25 protein-coding genes and 1 tRNA gene are annotated in these 21,523 nt (G+C 60.8%); 16 read left to right on the top strand and 10 right to left on the bottom strand.

Annotated features, from left to right (window positions below; translation table 11 throughout):
- Window positions 1-12 precede the first annotated feature (12 nt).
- Entirely contained in the window at window positions 13-1,098 is a 1,086-nt protein-coding gene (locus tag V4529_04385; protein MES2357560.1) for a M15 family metallopeptidase, read from the top strand.
- On the opposite strand, the gene V4529_04380 is transcribed toward V4529_04385, so the two are convergent.
- Window positions 1,073-2,029, bottom strand: a complete 957-nt coding sequence (locus tag V4529_04380; protein ID MES2357559.1) for a hypothetical protein — start codon at window positions 2,027-2,029, stop codon at window positions 1,073-1,075. The two genes, V4529_04385 and V4529_04380, sit on opposite strands and share 26 nt — an antisense overlap.
- A gap of 201 nt (window positions 2,030-2,230) precedes the next feature.
- On the opposite strand from V4529_04380, the gene V4529_04375 reads away from it, so the two are divergent.
- Genes V4529_04375 through V4529_04365 form a run of 3 tightly spaced genes read left to right on the top strand, consistent with a single transcriptional unit; the run spans window position 2,231 to window position 5,126 of the window.
- Window positions 2,231-3,421: an amidohydrolase gene (locus V4529_04375; protein ID MES2357558.1), complete on the top strand. Its 1,191-nt coding sequence runs from the start codon at window positions 2,231-2,233 to the stop codon at window positions 3,419-3,421.
- Window positions 3,418-3,654, top strand: coding sequence for a DUF3311 domain-containing protein (locus tag V4529_04370; protein ID MES2357557.1), 237 nt, complete (start codon window positions 3,418-3,420; stop codon window positions 3,652-3,654). Before V4529_04375 ends, V4529_04370 begins: the two co-directional genes overlap by 4 nt.
- 56 nt (window positions 3,655-3,710) lie before the next feature.
- Window positions 3,711-5,126 (top strand): sodium:solute symporter family protein, encoded by a 1,416-nt coding sequence (locus V4529_04365; GenBank protein MES2357556.1) that lies wholly within the window; start codon window positions 3,711-3,713, stop codon window positions 5,124-5,126.
- Here V4529_04365 and V4529_04360 read toward each other — a convergent pair.
- Entirely contained in the window at window positions 5,101-5,838 is a 738-nt protein-coding gene (locus V4529_04360) for a metallophosphoesterase family protein (protein MES2357555.1), read from the bottom strand. The two genes, V4529_04365 and V4529_04360, sit on opposite strands and share 26 nt — an antisense overlap.
- Window positions 5,839-5,847: 9 nt before the next feature.
- Window positions 5,848-6,177, bottom strand: a complete 330-nt coding sequence (locus tag V4529_04355) for a PadR family transcriptional regulator (GenBank protein ID MES2357554.1) — start codon at window positions 6,175-6,177, stop codon at window positions 5,848-5,850.
- A gap of 153 nt (window positions 6,178-6,330) precedes the next feature.
- On the opposite strand from V4529_04355, the gene V4529_04350 reads away from it, so the two are divergent.
- From V4529_04350 to V4529_04340, 3 genes are all read left to right on the top strand, one after another.
- Complete coding sequence (locus V4529_04350; protein MES2357553.1) at window positions 6,331-6,717, top strand: VOC family protein; 387 nt, start codon at window positions 6,331-6,333, stop codon at window positions 6,715-6,717.
- Between the two features lie 74 nt (window positions 6,718-6,791).
- Window positions 6,792-7,415, top strand: coding sequence for an outer membrane beta-barrel protein (locus V4529_04345; GenBank protein ID MES2357552.1), 624 nt, complete (start codon window positions 6,792-6,794; stop codon window positions 7,413-7,415).
- A 30-nt stretch (window positions 7,416-7,445) separates the two neighbouring features.
- Complete coding sequence (locus V4529_04340; protein ID MES2357551.1) at window positions 7,446-8,306, top strand: alpha/beta hydrolase-fold protein; 861 nt, start codon at window positions 7,446-7,448, stop codon at window positions 8,304-8,306.
- Window positions 8,307-8,315: 9 nt separating this feature from the next.
- Here V4529_04340 and V4529_04335 read toward each other — a convergent pair whose 3' ends face one another.
- Complete coding sequence (locus V4529_04335) at window positions 8,316-9,557, bottom strand: serine hydrolase (protein ID MES2357550.1); 1,242 nt, start codon at window positions 9,555-9,557, stop codon at window positions 8,316-8,318.
- Between the two features lie 120 nt (window positions 9,558-9,677).
- Between V4529_04335 and V4529_04330 the strand changes: the two genes are divergently transcribed.
- From V4529_04330 to V4529_04310, 5 genes are all read left to right on the top strand, one after another.
- On the top strand, window positions 9,678-10,217 hold the full coding sequence (locus V4529_04330) for a sigma-70 family RNA polymerase sigma factor (protein ID MES2357549.1): 540 nt from the start codon (window positions 9,678-9,680) through the stop codon (window positions 10,215-10,217).
- Window positions 10,214-10,894, top strand: coding sequence for an isoamylase early set domain-containing protein (locus V4529_04325; GenBank protein MES2357548.1), 681 nt, complete (start codon window positions 10,214-10,216; stop codon window positions 10,892-10,894). The genes V4529_04330 and V4529_04325 overlap by 4 nt, the downstream gene beginning before the upstream one ends.
- Before the next feature lie 58 nt (window positions 10,895-10,952).
- Window positions 10,953-12,098: a glycogen-binding domain-containing protein gene (locus V4529_04320; GenBank protein ID MES2357547.1), complete on the top strand. Its 1,146-nt coding sequence runs from the start codon at window positions 10,953-10,955 to the stop codon at window positions 12,096-12,098.
- Window positions 12,099-12,259: 161 nt separating this feature from the next.
- On the top strand, window positions 12,260-13,015 hold the full coding sequence (locus tag V4529_04315; GenBank protein MES2357546.1) for a hypothetical protein: 756 nt from the start codon (window positions 12,260-12,262) through the stop codon (window positions 13,013-13,015).
- Between the two features lie 80 nt (window positions 13,016-13,095).
- Window positions 13,096-14,046, top strand: a complete 951-nt coding sequence (locus V4529_04310; protein ID MES2357545.1) for a DUF4382 domain-containing protein — start codon at window positions 13,096-13,098, stop codon at window positions 14,044-14,046.
- A gap of 77 nt (window positions 14,047-14,123) precedes the next feature.
- On the opposite strand, the gene V4529_04305 is transcribed toward V4529_04310, so the two are convergent.
- A complete protein-coding gene (locus V4529_04305) occupies window positions 14,124-14,978 on the bottom strand; it encodes a methyltransferase domain-containing protein (GenBank protein ID MES2357544.1) in 855 nt (284 codons plus the stop codon).
- A gap of 64 nt (window positions 14,979-15,042) precedes the next feature.
- Between V4529_04305 and V4529_04300 the strand changes: the two genes are divergently transcribed.
- Window positions 15,043-15,885: a type II CAAX endopeptidase family protein gene (locus V4529_04300; protein ID MES2357543.1), complete on the top strand. Its 843-nt coding sequence runs from the start codon at window positions 15,043-15,045 to the stop codon at window positions 15,883-15,885.
- 37 nt (window positions 15,886-15,922) lie between these two features.
- On the opposite strand, the gene V4529_04295 is transcribed toward V4529_04300, so the two are convergent.
- The gene (locus V4529_04295; protein ID MES2357542.1) at window positions 15,923-16,672 is read right to left on the bottom strand and encodes a phosphatase PAP2 family protein; all 750 of its coding nucleotides are present in this window, start codon (window positions 16,670-16,672) and stop codon (window positions 15,923-15,925) included.
- Between the two features lie 99 nt (window positions 16,673-16,771).
- Window positions 16,772-16,951, bottom strand: a complete 180-nt coding sequence (locus V4529_04290; GenBank protein ID MES2357541.1) for a hypothetical protein — start codon at window positions 16,949-16,951, stop codon at window positions 16,772-16,774.
- 399 nt (window positions 16,952-17,350) lie between these two features.
- Between V4529_04290 and V4529_04285 the strand changes: the two genes are divergently transcribed.
- Both V4529_04285 and V4529_04280 read left to right on the top strand, forming a co-directional pair.
- Window positions 17,351-17,617 carry a hypothetical protein gene (locus tag V4529_04285; protein MES2357540.1) on the top strand — a complete coding sequence of 89 codons (267 nt, stop codon included), beginning with the start codon at window positions 17,351-17,353 and terminating at the stop codon, window positions 17,615-17,617.
- Between the two features lie 56 nt (window positions 17,618-17,673).
- Window positions 17,674-18,306 (top strand): hypothetical protein, encoded by a 633-nt coding sequence (locus tag V4529_04280; protein MES2357539.1) that lies wholly within the window; start codon window positions 17,674-17,676, stop codon window positions 18,304-18,306.
- 523 nt (window positions 18,307-18,829) lie between these two features.
- Here V4529_04280 and V4529_04275 read toward each other — a convergent pair.
- A complete protein-coding gene (locus V4529_04275) occupies window positions 18,830-19,318 on the bottom strand; it encodes a VOC family protein (protein MES2357538.1) in 489 nt (162 codons plus the stop codon).
- Window positions 19,319-19,505: 187 nt separating this feature from the next.
- Window positions 19,506-20,564 carry a DUF72 domain-containing protein gene (locus V4529_04270; protein MES2357537.1) on the bottom strand — a complete coding sequence of 353 codons (1,059 nt, stop codon included), beginning with the start codon at window positions 20,562-20,564 and terminating at the stop codon, window positions 19,506-19,508.
- Window positions 20,565-20,813: 249 nt separating this feature from the next.
- Between V4529_04270 and V4529_04265 the strand changes: the two genes are divergently transcribed.
- Window positions 20,814-21,182, top strand: coding sequence for a heavy metal-binding domain-containing protein (locus tag V4529_04265; GenBank protein ID MES2357536.1), 369 nt, complete (start codon window positions 20,814-20,816; stop codon window positions 21,180-21,182).
- A gap of 213 nt (window positions 21,183-21,395) precedes the next feature.
- Here V4529_04265 and V4529_04260 read toward each other — a convergent pair.
- Window positions 21,396-21,468, bottom strand: a tRNA-Phe gene (locus V4529_04260).
- Window positions 21,469-21,523 lie beyond the last annotated feature (55 nt).

Below are 21,523 nucleotides of genomic sequence, written 5' to 3'. Positions count from 1 at the left end.
GACGGAGCTGTGATGCCTGTGACTGAACCGACTGTACGATCAACCGTCGGCAAGCGTCGAAGCGCATACAACGCGCTCGTTTGCGCGACACTCATTTTGTCGACACTCGGCGCTGCTACCGTCAGGGCGCAGACGAGCATCGGCCCCGCGCCCAGGCCTGCTCCATCCGCCTGGATGGGTCTCATTGGCGAATACGGTGACGGCGATCGAATGCTCATCTCGGAACGCGATGGATCGCTCTACGCCACAGTCGAATGGCTCACGCCGTACCCCGTCCGCCAGATTTCCGCTGACGTGTTTCAGTGGCCGCGTGAAGGGTTGTACGGTGGTTCGCGAGTGACGTTCCAGCGCGGTGCAAACGGCCGCGCAACGCAGCTCACCGTTGGTGGGATAGTATTCCCACGCAGGCAGATTGGACCCGAATCCGGCACTCAGCTACGCGTAACGCCGGTCCGTCCGGTGGAGGAGTTGCGTACCATCGCTCTGGCCGCAGCGCCGCCTGTCGAGCCGCCGAGCGCGCGCAAGCCGGATCTGGTCGAGCTGACGACGCTCGATTCCACGATCAAGCTCGAGATCCGCTACGCGACCACCAACAACTTCCTGGGCAGCCGCATGTACACGCAGGCGCGCGCATTCATGCAACGGCCCGCCGCCGAAGCCGTGGTTCGCGCCAGCCGCGCGCTGCACAAGCGTGGCTATGGCTTGCTGATTCACGACGCGTATCGCCCGTGGTACGTGACGAAGATCTTCTGGGACGCGACTCCGGCAGACAAGAAATGGCTGGTTGCAAATCCAGCACACGGATCGATGCACAATCGCGGTTGCGCCGTGGATCTCACGCTGTACGATCTCAGGACCGGCCAACCAGTCGCGATGGTCAGCACTTACGACGAGAGCACCGATCGGGCGTACGCCGAATATCCGGGTGGCACGTCGCTACAACGTTGGCACAGGGCGTTGCTGCGTTCGGTGATGGAGGCCGAGGGCTTCACCGCGAACCCGCAGGAGTGGTGGCACTTCGACTACAAGGATTGGCACGATTATCCAATCATGAACGTGACGTTCGAGCAGGTCAGTGCAACGAAGGGCGCGCACTAGAAGATCGCTTGATCTTGTCGATGTCACGCATGTAGACCTCGAGTCCGAGATCCGAAAGCGTTCGTGAGTATCCGGCGATGAGCTGCGCGTCGTAGCGGTCCAGGTCGAACTTGAAGGGATCTTCCGGATCCAGGTCGACGATCTCCATTTCAGCATCGACCATGAGGAGCTTGCCGAAGCGTAATGTGCCACCGCGATACAACATGAAATTGCGTTGGCTCGGATCGGGGATGCCGAGCTGCTCGGGTGTCCCCTCGCCGCCGAAAGTCTCAACCATTTCATTTCCCACGATCCGTACAGCGGTCACGCGCCCCTCGATCGTCGGTGGTGGGAGAATGCTGTCCGGTGCGAGGTAGATGTCGTTGCCTACGGCGGACGCGCCATGCGCCTTGCTCAGATCCACCAACTTCTGCAACGACATTCCGAGGCCGTGCATCAGGTGAGTGACGCCAAGGCCGACGATCTTCGTCTGGACCGGATGCATGCGGATGTGTCCATCGGGTGTCGCGCTTACTTCTGCCCTGATCGTGAACGGCAGGGCGGCGACCTTGTGCAGTGTCCCCGTCAGTATTATCTGCGATCCGGAAATCGTTACGTGCAGGCCGGAGAGTGGTGCACCCTTGTACGCGAACACGTACTTGTTGAGCAGCGCCGTAATGTCGTTCGCGTTCAGACCGACTTCAGCACTTGCGAGATGGATGACGAGTGATCGCTTGTCGTCGAACAGGACCGGACCGCCAGCCTTGCTGCGTATCGTCCCGCGGAGCCGGTGGATGTGGAGCACTATCTCCGGATCGACATAGAAATCGACGTTCCGCATCTCGACCTGCGTTGGATCACGTGGCGCATGCGCCGGTGGTGGATGCACCGTCCGATACGTGACGGGGGTCGCCCACGCCGCCATGACGATTGCGAGAAGACACTGTCCCAACTGTGATCCGACCATTCGACTTGCAGCGTAACCACGTTACAGGCGTACACAAACGACTCGAGCGTGAACAGCGGGATTCCTGCGGCGAACCGTGCGTTGTACGCTGCTATCACATGCCAGCGATCGCTCGTCCCGGTGTCTGCCCCTGTCCAACACGCGCGCAAGTCTGTAACATCCAGCGAACTCTGGCGGGGGTTTTCCTTGGCGGCTCCAGTTTCACAGAGCGAAACCGTAGAGACGGTTCGCGAAGAGGTCATAGGGTGGCGGCGCTACCTGCATCAGCACCCTGAGCGCTCGTTTCACGAGGAGCGAACCTCTCAATGGATTGCCGACACTCTCGCTGGATTCGGCGGCCTCGAGATCACGCGACCCACTCCGACGAGTGTCCTGGCGCGCCTCAAGGGCGCGGGTCCGGGGCCGGTGCTGGCCATCCGTGCAGACATCGACGCTCTTCCGATCGAGGAGCGCAACACCCACAGTTTCATTTCCCGGAACCCGGGCACCATGCACGCATGTGGCCACGACGGCCATACGGCGATGCTGCTCGGCGCCGTGAAGGTGCTGGTCGGCCGACGCGATTCGCTCGCTGGCGAGGTGCGTTTCATCTTCCAGCACGCCGAGGAGCTCCATCCTGGCGGGGCCGAGGAGCTGGTGAAGGCTGGTGTGATGGACGGGGTGGATATCGTGATCGGCGCACACCTCTGGCTTCCCCTCGAGGTTGGCAAGGTCGGCGTAAAGGCCGGTGAACTCATGGCTGCCCCAGATAAGATCTGTATAACGATTACGGGAAGCGGCGGGCACGCCGCCCTGCCGCATCAGACCGTCGATCCGATTGCCGTGTCCGCGCAGTTCATCACCAATCTGCAACACGTTGTCGCCCGTAACGTCGATCCATTGCAACCATCGGTGATATCGATAACGCGGATTGCCGGCGGAACCACGCACAACGTGATTCCAGGCTCGGTCGAGATGGAAGGAACGGTACGGACTTTCGATGAGAATCTGCGTACGGAAATGCCGCGGCATATCGAGCGCATTCTCGCCGGCATCACGTCGGCGCATGGCGCGAGCTACACATTTTCGTACGAGCGCGGTTATCGGCCAGTAGTGAATGACGAGCGCGCCGCCGCACTGCTGCGTCGAGCAGTGGTTCGTGCACTTGGTGAGGAGGCGCTCACCGAGGCCATTCCCTGCATGGGCGGCGAGGATTTTTCAGCGTACCAGCAACGTGCGCCCGGCGGGTTCTTCTTTGTCGGTGCACGTTGCGAGGAGCGAGGGATAGTACAGCCGCATCATCACGAATGCTTCGACATCGACGAGCGCGCACTCGACTGCGGAACGCGCATATTCGTCGTCGCGGCACTGGACTTTCTCGCGCCGTCGCACGGATGAGGCGATATCGCTGGCTCGCCGCGATTCCCACACTCGGGATGCTTGGCGGCGTGCCATTCGCCAATCGCGTCCATCCATACGTATTGGGCCTGCCGTTTCTGCTCGCGTGGATCGTTGTGTGGGTTGTGATCACGTCCCTCGTGATGGCGCTCATCTACCTGCTCGACAGCAGGCGCGATGCCGAGCTGGCGAGTGCGGCCGCGACGGTGCCTGACGATTCGAGATCATCGTGACACCGGCGCTCGCTGTAATCATCGGGGTCTTTGTACTGGCCATCGCGCTCGGTCTGATGGCGCGACGCGGCCATGTGATGAGTCTCGAACAGTGGAGCGTTGGAGGACGCGGATTCGGATCGGTATTCGTGTTTCTGCTCATGGCCGGCGAGATCTACACGACGTTCACCTTCCTCGGCGGCAGTGGCTGGGCCTACGGCAAGGGCGCTCCTGCATTCTACATCCTCTGTTACGGTGCGATCGCATACAGCGTCTCGTATTTCCTGCTGCCGATAGTGTGGCGATATGCGCAGACGCGCAGACTCGTATCGCAGGCGGATTTCTTCGTTGCGAAGTACGAGAGCAAGACACTCGGTGTCGTCGTTGCGCTCGTCAGCGTCGCGGCGCTCGTGCCGTATCTCGTGCTTCAACTCAAGGGACTCGGCATCATAGTTTCCGAAGCCTCGGGCGGAGTCATCACGCAGGCAGTGGCGGTGTGGACGTCGAGCATCGCACTGGTCGGATATGTGGTGGTGTCTGGAGTGCGAGGGTCGGCGTGGACGTCTGCGCTGAAGGATGTGATGATTCTCGCTGCTGCGGTTGGCATCGGTGTCTATCTGCCACTGCACTATTTCGGCGGGTACCGCGCGATGTTCGAGGCCGTCGAGGCGGCGAAACCGGGCGCACTGACGCTGCCTGGATCCGGAATGAGTCCGGCATGGTTCATCTCCACAGTCCTGCTCACGGCGACGGGTTTCTACATGTGGCCGCAGTTCTTTGCAGGAGTGTACACGGCACGCAGCGAGAACGTGTTCCGCAAGAATGCGGTGATCCTTCCGTTGTATCAGCTGGTGGTGCTGTTCGTGTTCTTCACCGGGTTCGCGGCGATGCTCGTTGTGCCAGGCCTCAAGGGCGCGGCCGCTGATCTCTCGCTATTGCGCATCGTCGAGCAGAGTTTCGGATCGTGGACCGTCGGCGTGATCGGGGCCGCCGGCCTGCTGACGGCGCTCGTGCCTGGATCGATGATTCTCATCACCGCGGGCACGATCATATCTCAGAACATTTACAGAGTGATGGCGCCCGCCGCATCCGACCGAACCGTGTCACTGGTCGCGCGCTCGCTCGTGCCGGTGTTGACACTGGTCGCCGTGATTCTCACTCTTCGTGGCGGCCAGACGCTCGTCGTGCTTCTTCTGATGGGCTACAACTTCGTGACGCAACTCTTTCCCGCACTCATATTGAGCCTGGGTGAGCGCCAGCGTGTGAGTGCTGCGAGCGCGATCGCCGGGATTGTAGCCGGTGAGCTCACCGTTGTGTTTCTCACTGTCACCGGTGCATCCGTCGCGACGCTGCTTCCAGGCGCCCCGCAGATGGTGAAGGATCTGAACGTCGGCTTCGTTGCGCTGGCTGTGAATGCAGTCGTGCTTACTGTGGTCGCGCTGGCGACGCGTGTAGAAACACCGGTCGTTACGGAACTGGCGCGTACCCGGTAGCGATAGCGCGCGCCCACGGACTTCCTGATTTCTCGGCGAGCGCCGCTGCGGAATCCGAGTCGTATTCGACCGCAATGAAATCCGCGCGCCAATGTCCGCCGGATTCGTCAAGAATCGCATAGCGTGCGTGCGGGCTGCCAGACTGAATCACGTGCGGATAGGGAACATCATCATGGAAAGCCGGAAGCCCAACGCTGCCCGGATTGATGACGAGAGGTCCGTCCGCGACCGTAACCGCGCGCTGCATGTGCGTGTGGCCGCAGAGCACTACTGGCTGTGATATGCCGCGAACGAGATCACGCACCTGCTCCGGCGGTGCAAGCGAAGCTCCGCTCGGGCCCACGTGCTCGAGGAGATATGTGAGATCGCTGTCCGGCGATCCGTGGCAGAGAAACATGTCGCCGAGCACTGCTGTGGCTGGAAAGGTCGCGAGCCATGCGCGATGACTGTCGTTCATCTCCGAATACGCGGCCTGATCGGCGGCGCCCATCTGCTCGAATGGGCGATCCAGCAGCTGGCGATCGTGATTGCCGCGGATGGTGAGGAAGTCGCGAGACATGAGCAGGTCTGCTGTCGCCGCTGCCTGCAGCGGTCCGGAGAGACAGTCGCCGAGGTTGACCGTAACGTCAGGCGAGCGCCACGCGATGTCTGCGAGGACTGCCTCCAGCGCGAGCAGATTTCCGTGAACGTCAGCGAAGACAGCTATGCGCATTGTCGAATTCTATTTGCAGTCACTTTCGGACGCAGCCCCAAGCCGAGCCAGCCCGGTTGCTGCAAATCTCGCCATGCCGCGGAGCCGTGCTGCCAACTCGTGCGATCCATCGCGCGTCAGTCGGTACGGCTTGCGCCGGTCCTCCGCTGGCAGCGCCTCGATCAAGCCGCTCTCCTCCAGACGCGCGATGGCTCCGTAGAGCGTGCCCGGCCCCAGCGCGACGCCGCCGAAATCCTCGATGTCCCGGGTCATCGCGTAGCCATGTTTTGGCCCGTCCGCCAGACTCGTCAGAATGAGCAGCGACGGGTCGGAAAACCGGCCGGTATCATCCATTTCCATGCTCATCAGCCCCGGGTCTGATATATCGCACCACGTAGTACGTATAACGTAGTAGACATTGAGGCGCGAGGTGAAGCGCGACAGGGGGACGCCCGGCGCCTCGACGGCCCGTAATTCGCGGACGACGTTGCCCACACGAAAGGGGGAACAGGCATGCTGGGGAACAGAAACGTCTTTGCCACAATCGCGGTGAAAGACATCCATGTGGCGCAGAAATTCTACGAAGACACACTCGGCTTCGTGCACGACGGCCCGCGGCGACGTGGCGTTCTCAATTACCGCAGCGGTGCGACGATGCTCCTCGTCTACGCATCGCAGTACGCAGGCACGAATCAGGCAACTTCGGCGAGCTGGGACGCTGGCGATGAGATTGAAGACATCGTCAAGGGGCTGCGCGGAAAGGGCATAACGTTCGAGCACTACACGATGCCCGATACCGTGCTCGAAGGGGACATCCATGTGTCGGGCAACATGCGCGTCGCCTGGTTCAAGGATCCGGATGGAAACATCCTCAATCTGTTCAGCAGTGGACAGAGATAGAAAGCGCAGGACGCGCACGAAACGTGCGGTGCCTGCGTGCAATGCGTGCGCGCAAACTTGATCTGGAGAATTCGATGTCGACTGCCGGAAAGCGTGTTGCCGTAGTGACAGTTGTCGCGGCAATGGCGGGATTCACATTCAGCGCACGAACTGCGGTTGCGCAAGGATCGACCTCGATCGTGAGCCCGATCACTTTTGGAATATCGGGCGGCGTTTCCGTTCCGATGGAAGATCTTGCGAATGGAAGGGGCCAATTCACCGGTGTCAACACCGGCTACAATGTCACGGGCTCGGTGGGCATCGGGCTTCCCGTGTTGCCGTTCAGCGTGCGCGCAGACGTGGCCTATAATGGATTCGGCAGCAAGAATGTCAGTTTTCCCGCGACGAATCCGCAAGGTGGCTTCAACGCAGATGCGCGCGTGCTCGGGTTCACAGCCAATGTCGTCGTTCCGGTCCATCTGCTGCCAGTGCCCATAGTTCGCCCGTATCTCATCGGTGGAGCGGGCGTGTACAATGTCCGCATCTCGCCGACCACTGGCGGGAGCACGTCGCAGAGCAATCTTGGATTCAATCTTGGTGTCGGCGTGTCGGTGCCGTTCGTGCTCTTCGATGGGTTCATCGAGGCTCGATACCATCACGTGAACCAGGACAACGGAAGCATGGCATTCGTCCCGATCACCGTGGGTGTTATGTTCTAGGGCATAATGCCCCACAGGCGACATTCGTGCGTGCTGACTGCGGCCCTGGCGTTCCTCGCCGCTGGTTGTGCAACCACAACTCCATATGTACGCGATAACTCTGTCCGTGTAGAGACCGACACAGTCAACGCCGCGTCGCTTGGCCGGCGCGTCGCGTACAATGTGGTGCTTCCGTCCGGATATGAAGCCAACCAGCGTTACCCGGTTCTCTGGCTGTTGCACGGCTATTCAGGCGGCAAGGATGACTGGTTGCGTCGCACGGATCTGCTGAAGGAGATCGAGCGGTACCCATTCATCGTCGTGCTGCCCAGCGCCGAGAACTCGTGGTATGTAAACGCGCGGTCAGCTCCGGGCGCGGCGTACGAAACCTTCATTACCGTAGATCTCTACAACGAAGTGACCCGGCGTTTCTCAGTCGACACGACGCGCCAGGCGATCGCCGGACTCTCGATGGGCGGCTACGGCGCGGTGATGCTCGGTCTGCGTCATCCACGCAGATATCATTTTGTCGGTGGATTGAGCGCTGCACTGTCGGTGGCGAGTGTGATGGGACAATCAGATACCGTTCTCTGGAATGGGACGGGGAAAAGCATATTGAAAGCGTTTGGATCCGGCGGCGTCGCATCGGTCGCGGAGTACGATCCACTGCGCATCTTCCGCCGTACGATGGCGGACAGTCTTCCGTACGTCTTTCTCGCTATCGGCACGCATGACGGTTATCCGAGTTTCCTGCCGAGTAACAGGGCATTCACGGATTCACTGCGTGCGTATGGCGGACGGTACGAGTACCACGAGATTCCCGGGCGGCACTCGTGGATTCTGTGGGGGGCGGAGCTGGAGCCGATGTTGAACGCCGCGTGGCGCGTGCTGCATGCGGATGCTGGCAGATGATGTCTGAGATTACTTTCCCATCGCTGCATTCACCAACACCCTCGTCACGCCTTCATCCAGCGGCTTCACATCGGAGAAGTATCCGCGGCTGTTCGTGCCGACGTTCTGCTTGTTCGTCAGCAGCACGATCGACAAGCCAGCCTTCGGCACACCGATCACGTACGTCCCCGTGAATCCGTTGTGCATGTAGCTGCCGTCCGGTGTATTCGGTGGTTTCATCCAGCCGAGGTAGTTCTGAAACCGGTCGACGGTGAGAAATGAATCGACTACGGAAGGCCGGATGTACTGATGGCCGCCGTATGATCCGCGATTGTTCAGCAGATCCAGTAACACGTGCAGATCCGCGCCTGTCGCGAACAACCCCGCATGTCCCGCGATTCCGCCGTTAGCGTACCACGAATTGCCGTCGTTGGTCTCTCCGTTCAGTACGTACTGTCTCCAGCCGTTCCACGCGGTCGGATCGCCACGATACCGATATCCGAAAGTCGAGTCGTACACCATGTGCTTCTCGTAGCCATTTCCCTGTTCCGTGGCAGCGAAGTCGGTGAAGCCGTGCTTCTTCGGAAGGAATGTTATCGACTTGAGTCCGAGTGGCTGATACAGTTCCTTCTGCACGAATACGTCGAGTGGCTCGCCGCTCACATGCTCGACGATGTAGCCAAGCAGCATGAAGCCGAGATCGCTGTAATGGCGACCTTCGCCAACGCCCCACTGCAGCGGCATCCTGCGTATGACGTCGTACGTCTCGTGCTCGTTGGAGGCTTGGTAATACAGCGGTTGCCACTGTACGAGGCCCGCGGAGTGTGTGAGCAGATTGCGAACGGTGATGCTGTCGAGATGCGGCCCGCGGAAGTCCGGCAGGTACGTGTAAACCGGCGCATCCACGTTCACCTGTCCGCGATCGACGAGCATCATCACCGCGAACGTCGTTGCCATCACCTTCGTCACCGACGCGAGATCGAACATCGTGGTGGTATGCATCGGGCGGGGATGCGCCAGCCGATGCAGCTTGAAGTCATACAGCTCGGCGTATCCGAACGCACGGTTCTGCAACACCTTGCCGTTGCGCGAGACTACGAGCACGGCGCCGGGGATGAGATTGCTCGCGACCGCCGCCTGGACCAGCGAATCCGCGGTCGCGAGGCCGGCGGCCATCGTCGGAGACGGCGCCGTTTGCGCTGCGGCAGCCACGGGTAAGGCCGTGCCAGCTGCAAGGAGAACCGTAATAAGTGCTTGAATCGATGCGATCATGGGGACTGTTCGGATTGTTCGGACTGCTCTCGATCGGGCCTCAGATTGAACATGGCGGCTGTCCGCGAATAACCGGCGCATCAGGTGTGACCGGCGGTGCGCGGACCTAGTCTATATAGCATGGAAGTGGTGGTTCCCCCAGACGCGGATCTCATCGCCTCGGTCGTGGACGGTGATCTCGACGCGTTCACGATCCTGGTTCGGCGGTATCGGGACCTGTGCTTCCGCTTTGCGCTGCGAATGCTTGCAAACCGGGACGACGCGGAAGAAGCTCTACAGGACGCATTTGTCCGCGCCTTCCGTGCGCTCGCAACGTGCCGAAATAGAGACAGGTTCGGGGCATGGCTGTATCAGATTCTGGTAAACGAATGCCGTACGCGAGCTACTCGTACGGCACGTCGCGACCGGCATTTCGTGGATGTGGCTCCAGACCTCATCGATCCTGCTTCGCGCGAAGACTCGGCGATTGGTGAGGAGATCGAATACGCCCTCGCGCAACTCGTTCCCGAGCAGCGCGAGGTATTTGTACTCAGGTACGTCGAAGAGCTCGGTTACGAAGAAATAGCGGAAATCACCGGCGTCGGTGTCTCGGCGCTCAAAATGCGAGCAAAACGAGGTTGTGAGCGACTTCGGGAATTGCTCGAGGGAGTGGTGCGGTGAAAATCCATTCTGATATGGAACACGAAGGCGATGAGCCAGGCCGCGAGGATGCGGATTTTGCACGCCAGCTGGGGTCCATTCTGCGCACGGCGGAGAGCCCACGGCCCGGTTTTGAAGAGCGTGTCAGAGCAGCCGTTCAAACCTCGCAGAGCCCGCAAACAGCGCCCAGTGCAGCCGCGGTGCTCCGACTCCAGCCGCGCGCGGCCGGGATTACGGCGTGGCGCCGACGGCGTTCCGTCACGCTTCCACCAGCCGGCTGGGGAGCTCTCGCCGCAGGTTTTGCAGCGCTTGTCAGTCTCGGGACGCTCGCGGTAGCCCGGACTGGCGAGAGGGTGCAGCGGTCGCCTGAGGGTACCAATGGTGTTATGGCCCAGACCACCCGTCAGGCTGTGGCGTCACCGTCCCACGACACCGTTTACGTGGTACGATTCGTTCTCACGGATGCCCGGGCGCAGACGGTAAGTCTCGTGGGCGACTTCAACGCGTGGGCGCGACGGGCGACTCCGTTGGTCGCGGTCAAGCCCGGCGTCTGGAGCGCTCAGGTGGCACTCCCCGCAGGGCGGCACGAGTATGCCTTCGTGGTCGACGGCAAGCACTGGGTTGCTGATCCTTCGTCGGAACGCCTGGCTGACGATTTCGACACCCCGAGCTCGGTTGTAACTGTAGGAAGCGATTGATAGGCCAGAATAGCGCCAGTACAGCGTGATCATAGCGACAATTATCAAGAACTCCCATATGGCGTCCGGGCGCGTCAGTTGGTGCATTCTTCTCATCGCCGGATTGGCAGCTGGATCGAGTGTTCCCGCAGTGGCGACGGCTCAACGGGTTGTCTCCTCGCTCGACGTGCAGGAGACCCAACTTCGGTACGCCGATTCCCTGAATGCAACCGCAACCGGACTCTCTCCATCGTTCCGGGCTGGTTGGGATAACGCCATCGTGGCCGCGTCGGGGACCTTTGCGCAGCTGGCCCGAGCCTGGAGTGCCAATGGCTCCGTCGGCGCATCGGCGTTCACGCCGGCGGCTGGCGCATTCTCGGGCGAGCTGGCAGCGACGTTGGGAGGGAGCGCGCATCAGAACGGGGACCGGACCGGTGCCGCGATCGGAATGGCTCGCCTGCATCTGGACGCGACGGGCCTCGGTGCCTGGATTGGCGCGGGCGGCGGTGCGACCTCGGACGGTTCGCGCTGGCGCAGCGTGCGCGAGGGCGAGGCGGGCCTCTGGTATGCGAATGGACCGGTTGACGCGACGCTTACCGTTCAACCGACCGCCGTTGACGATTCCATTCGCTACACGGACATGACCGCGGAAGGACAGTGGCGAGTTGGCATGCTCGATCTGGGAGCGGTCGCCGTTACGCGTGCGGGCTCGCATCTCCCGGCGCTCGGCACGGGGGCTCGTGCGTGGGGCAGTGTCAGTGCAGTCGCATGGCTGTTGCCGCGCGTCGCATTGCTGGCCAGCGCCGGTACGTACCCGGTGGATTACACGCAGGGGTTTCCCGGCGGGCGATTCGTATCGGCAGGCGTGCGCATTTCCCTGACGCGCAGCGCGCGACAGGTTCCGCTGATGGCGAAGCTCGAACCTGTCGCGACGGCAGCCGGTGTAGCCGAGCTCCAGTTGGCAGCCGGCGCCGGCGGGCGACGGATCCTCCGGCTCCGGGTACCGGGGGGTCGCACCGTGGAAGTGAACGGCGATTTCACCGGCTGGGCGCCGCGCACGTTGAGTCGCGGAGCCGATGGCTGGTATTCGTTCGAGACGCCTCTCTCACCGGGCATCTATCAGATGAATGTCCGTGTGGACGGTGGCAAGTGGCTTCCGCCGCCGTCGCTGACGACCGTGACGGACGAATTCGGCGGACTGGCTGCCGTTCTGATTGTACCATGAGCACTTCGATCACGTCATGCTGCGCGTCACACTTTCGTTGCAATTCGGATGTGACCGGACCGGGTCAGCGTGCAGTCTAACCGGTGAAGGTCCATATCAGCGCGAGGCAGAGTGCTTCATCAGCTGATGGGCCAACGCTCCTGTTTCCCAAGAGTCATGCGATGAGAATGCGTTCAATCACGACGGTGAGCAACAGCATCATTGCACTCGTGTTTCTTGCGAGCTCTGCAATCGCGACCGCACAGAGCAGCGCGGTTGACCCGTCAGCGCGACTTTCGGCTGTGCTGCCGGCGAATGTCGCCCAGCACGTGCTGGCAGTGATCAGCGATGCGCGCTCGGACAATCTGCCATCCGACGCAGTGTTGAACCGGTCGCTCAAATTTGCGGCGCGCGGCGTTGCGGCACCGGACATTGCACGTGCAGCGGACGAACAGCTTGCCCGTATGCGTGCGGCGAGAGAAGCACTCCGGGCAGCACGCAGTGCTCAACCCACCGGTGACGAGATCGAGGCTGGCGCCGAGGCTTTGCGTGAAGGCGTCAGCGGTCCCGACGTTTCCAGACTCGCGCGGAGTGCGCCGAGTGGACGCTCTCTTGCTGTACCGCTGTATGTAATTGGAAGCCTGGTGAGTCGCGGCCTGCCGTCCGATCAGGCGTTGCAGCGAGTTCAGAGCAAGCTCGCGGCGCGCGCATCCGACGCGGACATCGAGTCGTCCGGACGCGATAATGGCGTAGCGTCGGAGAATCACTCGAACGAGGGCCGCGGGAATGGTGTTCGCGGCGGTCGCGGGGGCGAGGCAGAAACCGGCGCTGCTGCGCATGGGCCGCCTGCGGGCGTTCCCGGTAATGCAGGTACTCACGGACGAGAGAGCGGCGCGGCGCACGGTAAACCGCCGACGACTGGCAAGGGTCGTCCGTGATGATGGCAGGAACGGGCGCTGATCGTCGCGCTCGCGCGGGCTTTTGCGAAAACTTTCAACCTTTCTGGAGCAAAGAATCTATGAGTCGTCCCATTACTTCCCACTCTGTCGTCGCACTCGCGTTGTGTGCTACTACAGCTCTTGCAGCGTGCAGCTCCGGTTCGGACAGTGGCATGTCGCCATCCACGTCCGGCTCGGTTTCCATTGCACTGACCGATGCTCCATTCCCCTTTGATTCAGTGGCACGCGCGGATCTGTTCGTCGTGCGGATCGATGGCAGGATTGCCGATGTGGACTCGGTGGATGCGGACAGCGGGAAGGATGATGACTCCCACTCCAACACCGATCCATCGCACGGTTGGGTAACACTCGCAACGCCAAACCAGACCTTCAATCTTCTCGATCTGCAGGGCGGGAAGTCGGTCAATCTTGCACAGCCGACGTTGCCAACGGGAACGTATCGCGGCTTCCGGCTCGTGCTCGACGTCGACAAGTCCTCGATAACTCTCAAGAACGGATCGGTTCTGACGGGCGCGAACGGTGGAATCAAATTCCCGGGCGCCGGACGGAGCGGGATCAAGATCGATCTTACGCGGCCGTTCACTGTTGTGAGCGGCAAGTCGCAGATGCTCATCGACTTCGATCTGGGCCGCAGCTTCGTCATGCGCGGCCGGAGCATCGGCAAGAACGGTCTGATCTTCAAGCCGGTGATTCACGCGACTGCAGTTGAGGAGACCGGTGGAATCTCCGGAACGATTCACGACTCGACGGCTACTGGAACGCCTGCCGCGCATGCGTCCGTGGAGATTCTCAAGGCGGGAACCGCGCTCACGGATACGGTGTCGGCCAACGTAGTTGCGACGACCACCTCCGACGCGAACGGTGTGTACTCGGCGATGTGGCTGCAGCCTGGAACCTACGCGGTACGCGCGACACCGCCGACTGGCTCGTTGAACCATCCCGCGCTCGTTCCGGCGGTGACAGTGATATCGGGCAAGACGATCAGCGGTGTCGATGTAGTATTGCCGTAAACCAGATCGCCTTGCGATTTTCCGATGGCGCAGTCCGAGTCGATCGACTCGGGCTGCGCCATCAGCGTTGGAGCGTGTTACGCCGGCCGTTTCAGTATTGCCTGAAGCATCCGGGCTCGTCCTTCGACGAGGTTACGTCCAAGGTTCGCCATCATGACGGGGAAGTCGGGCGGTGTTATGAGGTGAAGTCCGATTGCAGGAGATGACGGGGCTCGAGAGCGTGCATCCTGTTGTCTTGCGATCCACTCATTTGCGATGGCAGTCGTATCGGTCCAGGATACGACGTCGAATCCGGTAGCCGAGAGTACATCGCGCAGTGCCTCGGATGTTAGAAGGAAGCTGATGGCGGGCTCACGTGCCCATGGAACCGGAAATATCAACGGTTCGCCGTTTCCAGCGATTACATCATAGATCCCAAACAGACCGCCCGGTTTGAGCACGCGAAAGATCTCAGAGTAGAGTCGAGCTCTATCGTGAATGTTCATCGCGACGTGCTGGGTCCATGCGTGGTCGAAGCTCGAGTCCTCGAACGGAAGCGCGAGCGCGTCCGCGACACGGAATGTCGTTCTGTGTGCGAGTCCGGTGCGCTCTGACAGCATCGTGGCGCCATCGACGAACGACGGACTGAGATCGATTCCAGTTACGTGCGCGCCGTACGTGGCGGCAAGAAACCGACTGGGGCCGCCGAGCCCGCTTCCGACATCGAGTACCGTTGCTTCGGGGGCAATTTTCAGCTCAGCCGCGAGCTCTTCGGTTGCGGCAAGACCGCGGACATGGAACTCATCCAGCGGGGCGAGATCCTTCCAGTTGATCAGATCGTTATTGCCGGCGAGGCCAGTCTGGTTTAGAGCATCACCTATCCGCGTCGTGAGCGATGTGGTGGCATAGTGGCTTACGACGGCGGAGGAACTGCCTGCGTCGGGGTGGCTCATCGGTCGATCCAGTTGGCTGAGATTGAGGTAAAATTATCGCCGTTCGCAAATTCGTGAGCAAACAGTGGTCCTCATTTCCTCCGGAGAGTCGATGCACCGCTTCACCCCGCGTCTGACGAGAGAGCTTGCCACGTTCCTGATCTTCACGTTCGGGCTCAGCACCATCTTCTACATACTGTTTGCCAGAGCTGGAACGCTGACCGCGGGCAGCGGCTCCTACGTCCTTCTGCTGATGTGGTGTCCGGGAGTTTCGGCGCTCGCGACACGCCTGATATTTCAGCGCAACGTGCGTGGCGAGGGATGGAAATGGGGACCGACGAGATATGAAATCATCGGTTACTTGCTTCCCATCGTCTATGCAGCAGCAGCCTACGGTGCTGTATGGATATCCGGATTCGGCGGCGTTGATCTCGGTAGGTTCCACGCATCTGCGTGGCGATTCATCATCCTCGGAATTCTCACGAGCCTGGTCTACGCGCTTGGCGAGGAGCTCGGCTGGCGCGGCTTTCTGGTGCCGAAGCTCGCGGAAGGGCTGACGTTCACGCGCACCGCGTTGGTGAGCGGGCTCATCTGGTCGGTGTGGCACATACCTCTCATCATCTTCGCCGGCTACAACGGCGGCACGCCCGCAGCATACTCGATCGCGTGCTTTGTCGTGATGGTTGTCGGGATCAGCTTCCCGATGGCGTGGCTGCGCCTTCGGTCACGAAGTGTATGGCCGACTGCGATCATGCACGCGAGTCACAATCTCTTCATACAGGGATTCTTCGATACCGTGACGGTGAATACTGGTAGAACGAAATATCTGTTGAGTGAATTTGGAGCAGTACTCGCGCTTGCGGCCGTTGTCACGGGTTTCATTTTCTGGAGGCTCCGTTACCGCCTGGCGGATTCGACGGACGGCTGAGCATCGGCTCGCGAGACTTCTGCCGATCGCGATCGACTCACAGACCGAACGGATGGCCGTGTAGCCGTCGTAACCGATGCACCACTGCGCTGCTGACGAAATCGCCGAGCAGCGTGCCGGCTATCACGTCACTGGTCCAGTGCTGATCGGCGTGTATGCGCTGCCAACCCACGAGCGTGGTCGCGCCGATCCCGAGCACACGAAGCCAGGGCTCGTGTGATTCTATCGCAGCAGCAGCAGCGATAGAGGCGATGTGCGTCATGTGCCCGGACGGAAACGAGTGGAAGTCGCCGTGACTCGTGAACGGGTGAAAGCGTTCGGGATTCCCGCTCACCATCGGGCGTTCTCGGCCTACCGCGCTCTTGAGCAATCCTTCGACAATGTCAGATGCGGCGTAGCCAGCCGCCGCGTCGACGATGTCGTCCGCGGTGCGCCTTCGTCCCGCGATGCGCTCCGCCAGATACGAACCGGCCAGTACTGGTATGATGTGTCCAGCCGTCCCCAGGTCGTTGCCGGCATTCGAGAGTGAATTGACGACTGCACTGTGACCGCGATTGGCGATCAAGCGACGCATGGGCCGGTCGAGTGCAGCGCCCGTGGCGAGGAGCACGACGGTTGCGGTGACAGTCGGTTGCGGGAAGCCTGTGCTGTCGCGCGCGCTGTCGCTTTGCGCCTGCAGTGGCGACGCTGGAACAGTCGCGGTAGTCGCTGCGACGAGCAACGTGATGTATGTCGCGATGGCACGACGGATGGTGAGGCGCATGGCGCGGTGTACAGTGAGATGCATTACTGTTGCCAGCGGCGCGGGGACTCGAGTGCAAAGTGTACTCGCCGCTCCAAGTTCCAACGGTTCATCCCAATTTACCCGACGATGAACAAAATCATCCTAATAGCGTGAAATCTTCAGCTCGGGTAGAACGCGAGCGTAATCGTACAGTAGGAGCTGTCCCGCTGGAATGTCGAGAACCACAAGCCAGCGACGCAGGAAGTCGCCACCCAGAATTCCGTCGCACTCTGGTACACCCCAACCCTTCCCGTACTGCTCAATGGATGTGTGGATCCTCATCGAGTGTTGAATTGGCGTGGTGTTCGGAAAGACGAGAGGCACGTCGAACCTCTCATTCCGTGCCAAATCAATCTCATCCAGGCTATGTCGCTGTGAAGAAATGCGGTTCGCAATGCGCGCCGAAATCCACGAGCTGCGACCCGAGGCGACGGCGAATGTCGGAGTTGTGCGGAGGCCGTCGATCCTCAATGATCGAGTAAACGGAACGCCGTCCTGCATGTTCGGCAACAGGCCCAGCCGGTGCGTCGGGTCGGGAAGAAGCGCACGTATAGCAGCGTGCTGAGAGGTCCGTGCTATCTCACCGCTCGCCCAGTCTATTCCGAGCAATCCATCATTGAAGAACATCGTCCCCAACGTACCGGCATAAGCAGGATCATATCCTTTCTCTGTCGGAAGGGCTTGGACTGTCGCCGTATTGAATACACGCTGTCGACCAAGCACAACGAAATCGCCCGTTGGGCACACTCCGAACTGGTCGCCACGCCATTCAACGGTGAACCCTCGCCGCTCGACATAAGATCGGTCGAGGTAAACGTCGAGCCGCATACCGGTATCCAATATGAGAACGGCGTCGTCACCTTCAATTTTGGCGGCAACGATCAAGCGCTCGGCGGCACGAACGACGGGGAAAACGGAATCGTCAGGAAAGCCAAGTCGCTGAAGTAGCAAGGAAGTCGTATCTTTTCGGGGAACCCACCCGACGCTCACAGTCGCGCGCGACAATGGAATTTAGGGCATTTGGCTCACAGGTGCTGAAGGGCGTGGCCGGGCACATCTCTCGTGCCCTTATTGGCGTAGTCGCATTGGTTTGCGGACGCGCCTCCGCGTACGGAATTCCGCTTGTCAGCTTCGACGACGCAAGAGATGGAGTCAACGAGCTCTTCTTCGCCAAGGTTACTCTGGCGCTCGGCCTGATCGACAAGTACGACCACCGCCGGCTCGGCCGCATGCGGCGAGATCTGTCCGCAATCTGGCTCCTGCGGGCGGGCGGCGCATACTTCGAGGTCAGCACGCGACGCTGTGTACTAAGTTGGCAGAATGTAGTTGCAGGCGATCCACGATCAATTGCCATGATGCTGGTGCACGAGGCAGCGCACGCGCGGATATGTGGTCGAGGAGTGGTGAAGACGCCACGCGCAAACGCGGCGCGTCACGAGGCTGCAGCGGTTCGTCAACAAATCGCTTTCGCCACGCTCCTGCCCGATAACGAATCGCTGCTGAAGTACTACAGCACCGTGCTTCAGACACCGTGGTGGACTTTAGAACAAAAGCGTGAACGCGAGCTGGCACGATTGCGCGCCTACGATATGCCGGAGTGGGTCGTACGTCGAACGATGCGCCAGTATGATCGTTAAGCCGCACGCACAGCGAGTCGTCCGCGGTCGATGGAAATGATCTTCTATGGAAAACAGCCATGAGTCGAGCATTGGTACTGCAGCAATGAGATTGTCCATTCTAATCTTTGTGCTCTTCGCAAGCGGCGCATGCCATCATCCAGCCCGCGCAACCCTTGTCGACAACACGGGGCCGCTGACAGCAAAGGATTTAGCGGACGTGTTTACACCACCTGCCTCAAAAGGATGGTTCGACTATCGGAGTGATGGAACTCCGCGCGGCGACTCGACAGCCAGAATCGCATCTGTGGGACTGTGGGCGATGGAAGGTGGCGACTGGGAGCGCGGCATCCGGCTTGCCCGCGCGGCATACATGCGCGGGCTTCCGGACTCAAACTTCTACCATGACTATATCGCTGTCATGAGGCTCGCCAGGCGACCATCAGATATGCGTGCAGCATGTAAAACGCTCGCCAAACTCTGGCCCGCACGTTCAGCGGATAGAAGCATATGCAAAACTAAATGACTCAGCCGGTGATCCTACTCACCGCCCCTCTCCCCGCCTCGCCGCCTCGATCTTCGCAATGTCGATCTTCCCCATCGTCAACATTGCGTCCATTGCGCGCTTCGCTGCTGCGCGGTCCGGATCAGTCGTCGCTTCGAGCAGCGCGCGTGGTGTGATCTGCCAGGAGAAGCCCCAACGGTCCTTGCACCAGCCGCACTGGCTCTCCTCGCCGCCATTGCCTACAATGGCATTCCAGTACCGATCGGTGTCTTCCTGATTGTCGGTAAGGACCATGAAGCTGACCGACTCGTTCGGCCTGAAGTTTGGCCCGCCATTCAGGCCGACGAACGCCTGACCCAGGACGGTGAACTCGACTGTGAGTTCCTCTCCCGCCTTCGTAGACGGATTGTCTGAGGCCGAAGCGTGGCTTTCGCCGACCTTGCTGTCGGGGAACACACTCGCGTAGAACTCAGCCGCCTTGCGGGCTTCGCCGTGGTCGTACCACAGGCAGGTGGTCAGCTTGTTCATGTCTGCTCTCCTCAGGTGTCGCTGGCGCGCGCGAAGACGGCGCCTTGCTGGGTGGTATCAATCATAATGTGCATGCCATGTGCATGCCGCCCGACACTTCAAGACACTTCAAGACACGTCAAGTGTCATTCCGCGATCGTGCTCGCGCCGAGTCCGGCAACTTGGGTGCCGCTGGAAAAGAAGTGGCTCATAGCGACGCGAGTCGCGCGATCAGCTCTCTTGCGGTCGTCGCACCGTAATTCGCGTAGCAGTTGTTGGCGAGCACCACCGTGCGCTCCGCCTCGGACGCAGCCTCCTCGATCTCGGTGACAAGGCCGGTGAGTTCCCGTGCGGTGTAGAGATACCTGTAACGCTCGACCGTTGGAACCTTGGCCGCTTCCCACGTTGCTGCTCGGCGCCCATGCAGTCTCACGATGGAGAGCGTGGGCGTCGTGACCGCCGGTACTGCCGGCACACTGCTCTTCATCCCCTGCGGCCCGTCAACAATGACGTGCGTCAGCGAGAGATCGCGAAGCATGTCGAGCGTCCACTTGGTTGCCGTGTCGCTCGAATACCAGAACTCATTCCGGAACTCTACGGCAACAGGTATCCCACGGAGGCGCTCCGCTGCCTCCTCGATCTCATGCTTGTTCTCGGGCGTTGGAAGGAACCAGCGCGGATACTGAAGCAGAATGCCGCCCATCTTGCGAGCCAGCGTCAAGGGACCGAGTGCATCGAGAAAGTGGTCCCATACCGCTGCCTTCACGTCGAGTGCGAGATCCTTTCCGTATATCCTGGGTTTTGCGGCGAGCTCCGGCGGAAGAAGCTCGAGCAGTCCTGCGGGGAGTCGCGCGACTTCCGTCGGCTGCCCGGTCATCAGGGCGTGCGCCTTTATGTAGAAGAGAAAATCGTCCGGCGTTCGCTTGCTCCAGAGAGTCGCCGTCGCGCGCTCTGGCAGCGAGTAATACGACGAGTCCACTTCGACAACGGGAAACTGGCTGGCGTAATATCTGAGTCTGTCCTCGGCGCTCGACGTTCCTGCCGGATAGAACACACCAGCGCGCGTCATCGTCGGATCCGTCCACGACGCGGTACCGATGCGGACCTCGTGCGATCCTTTCTTGCCCCACGGTATTGGCGCGCCGATCAGGTCCGCCGGCGTCTCGGCAACTGCGCGCTCGGCGCGCCGGCGTGCTTCGGCGAAGCCTGGATCGTGCGCCGGATCGAGATCAGGGGCCGGGCGAGGTGGTGCCGCTCTTGGACTCACTTGGGCTGGCTGCCGTTCTGGTGGGGAGTTCGCGCGAGGTCAATCGGCAAACTGCTCGAGCGCAAGATTCGGGCGAGGCTGGGGGGGCGAAAACAGCAGCGGCGGCCAACGCATGATGACCGTCGCTGCAGACGCGAGGCGTATCTCGTAAACGCACGGACGTCGGCTGGCGCCGATGGCGGTATATTCTTTCGCGCGTGCAGGGAGACCTCTGACGCATACAGCTAATCACCCACGACACAATCCGCCATGGACTCCATCATCGCTTCGCAAGTCGCCGACATTCCGTACAGCATGACGACGACCGGATTCGACATCCCCGGCTTTCGAATTGTGGCGAACGTGGGCGTGGTGCGCGGTGTTGTCGTCCGGTCACGGTCGGTGTTTGGGACCTTGGGGGCCGGCCTGCAAACCTTGTTCGGCGGGAACATCTCGCTCTTTACAGAACTCGCCGAGCGCACCCGTCGGCAAGCGTTTGACACCATGTTGGTTCACGCGCACATGGCAGAGGCCGACGCGGTGATCGGTATCCGCTACGACGCGAATGAGTTGATGCAGGGCGTGACCGAAGTCCTCTGTTATGGGACGGCTGTCCAGGTGCGACCGCTCGAAGCCTGAGTCGCCTGCCCGATCAGGGCCGGCTCTGTCACGCGCTCGGATAGGGGGCTCGGAGTCCACGCAGCAGATCGTAGCAATAGAGAGATGACCTCTTTACTAACTCGGCTCTCAACGCAAACTTGGGGACTTTCTGGGGACATTACATGCAAAGCGGTCAACTACATCAGTGGCCGCTTTGCGTGTAACTCCTTCAGTCGCAACATTTTACCACAGTGGCCAGGGGCAGAATCGAACTGCCGACACGCGGATTTTCAGTCCGCTGCTCTACCAACTGAGCTACCTGGCCAAACCATTGTCCTGCAACCACTTACCGCCTTCACCACCACGTGGATGAGCCATCC

Source organism: Gemmatimonadota bacterium (assembly GCA_040388625.1).
GTDB lineage: Bacteria > Gemmatimonadota > Gemmatimonadetes > Gemmatimonadales > Gemmatimonadaceae > Fen-1247.
The sequence above is the reverse complement of the archived record's forward strand: the minus strand, read 5'-3'. Positions and strand labels throughout refer to the sequence as shown.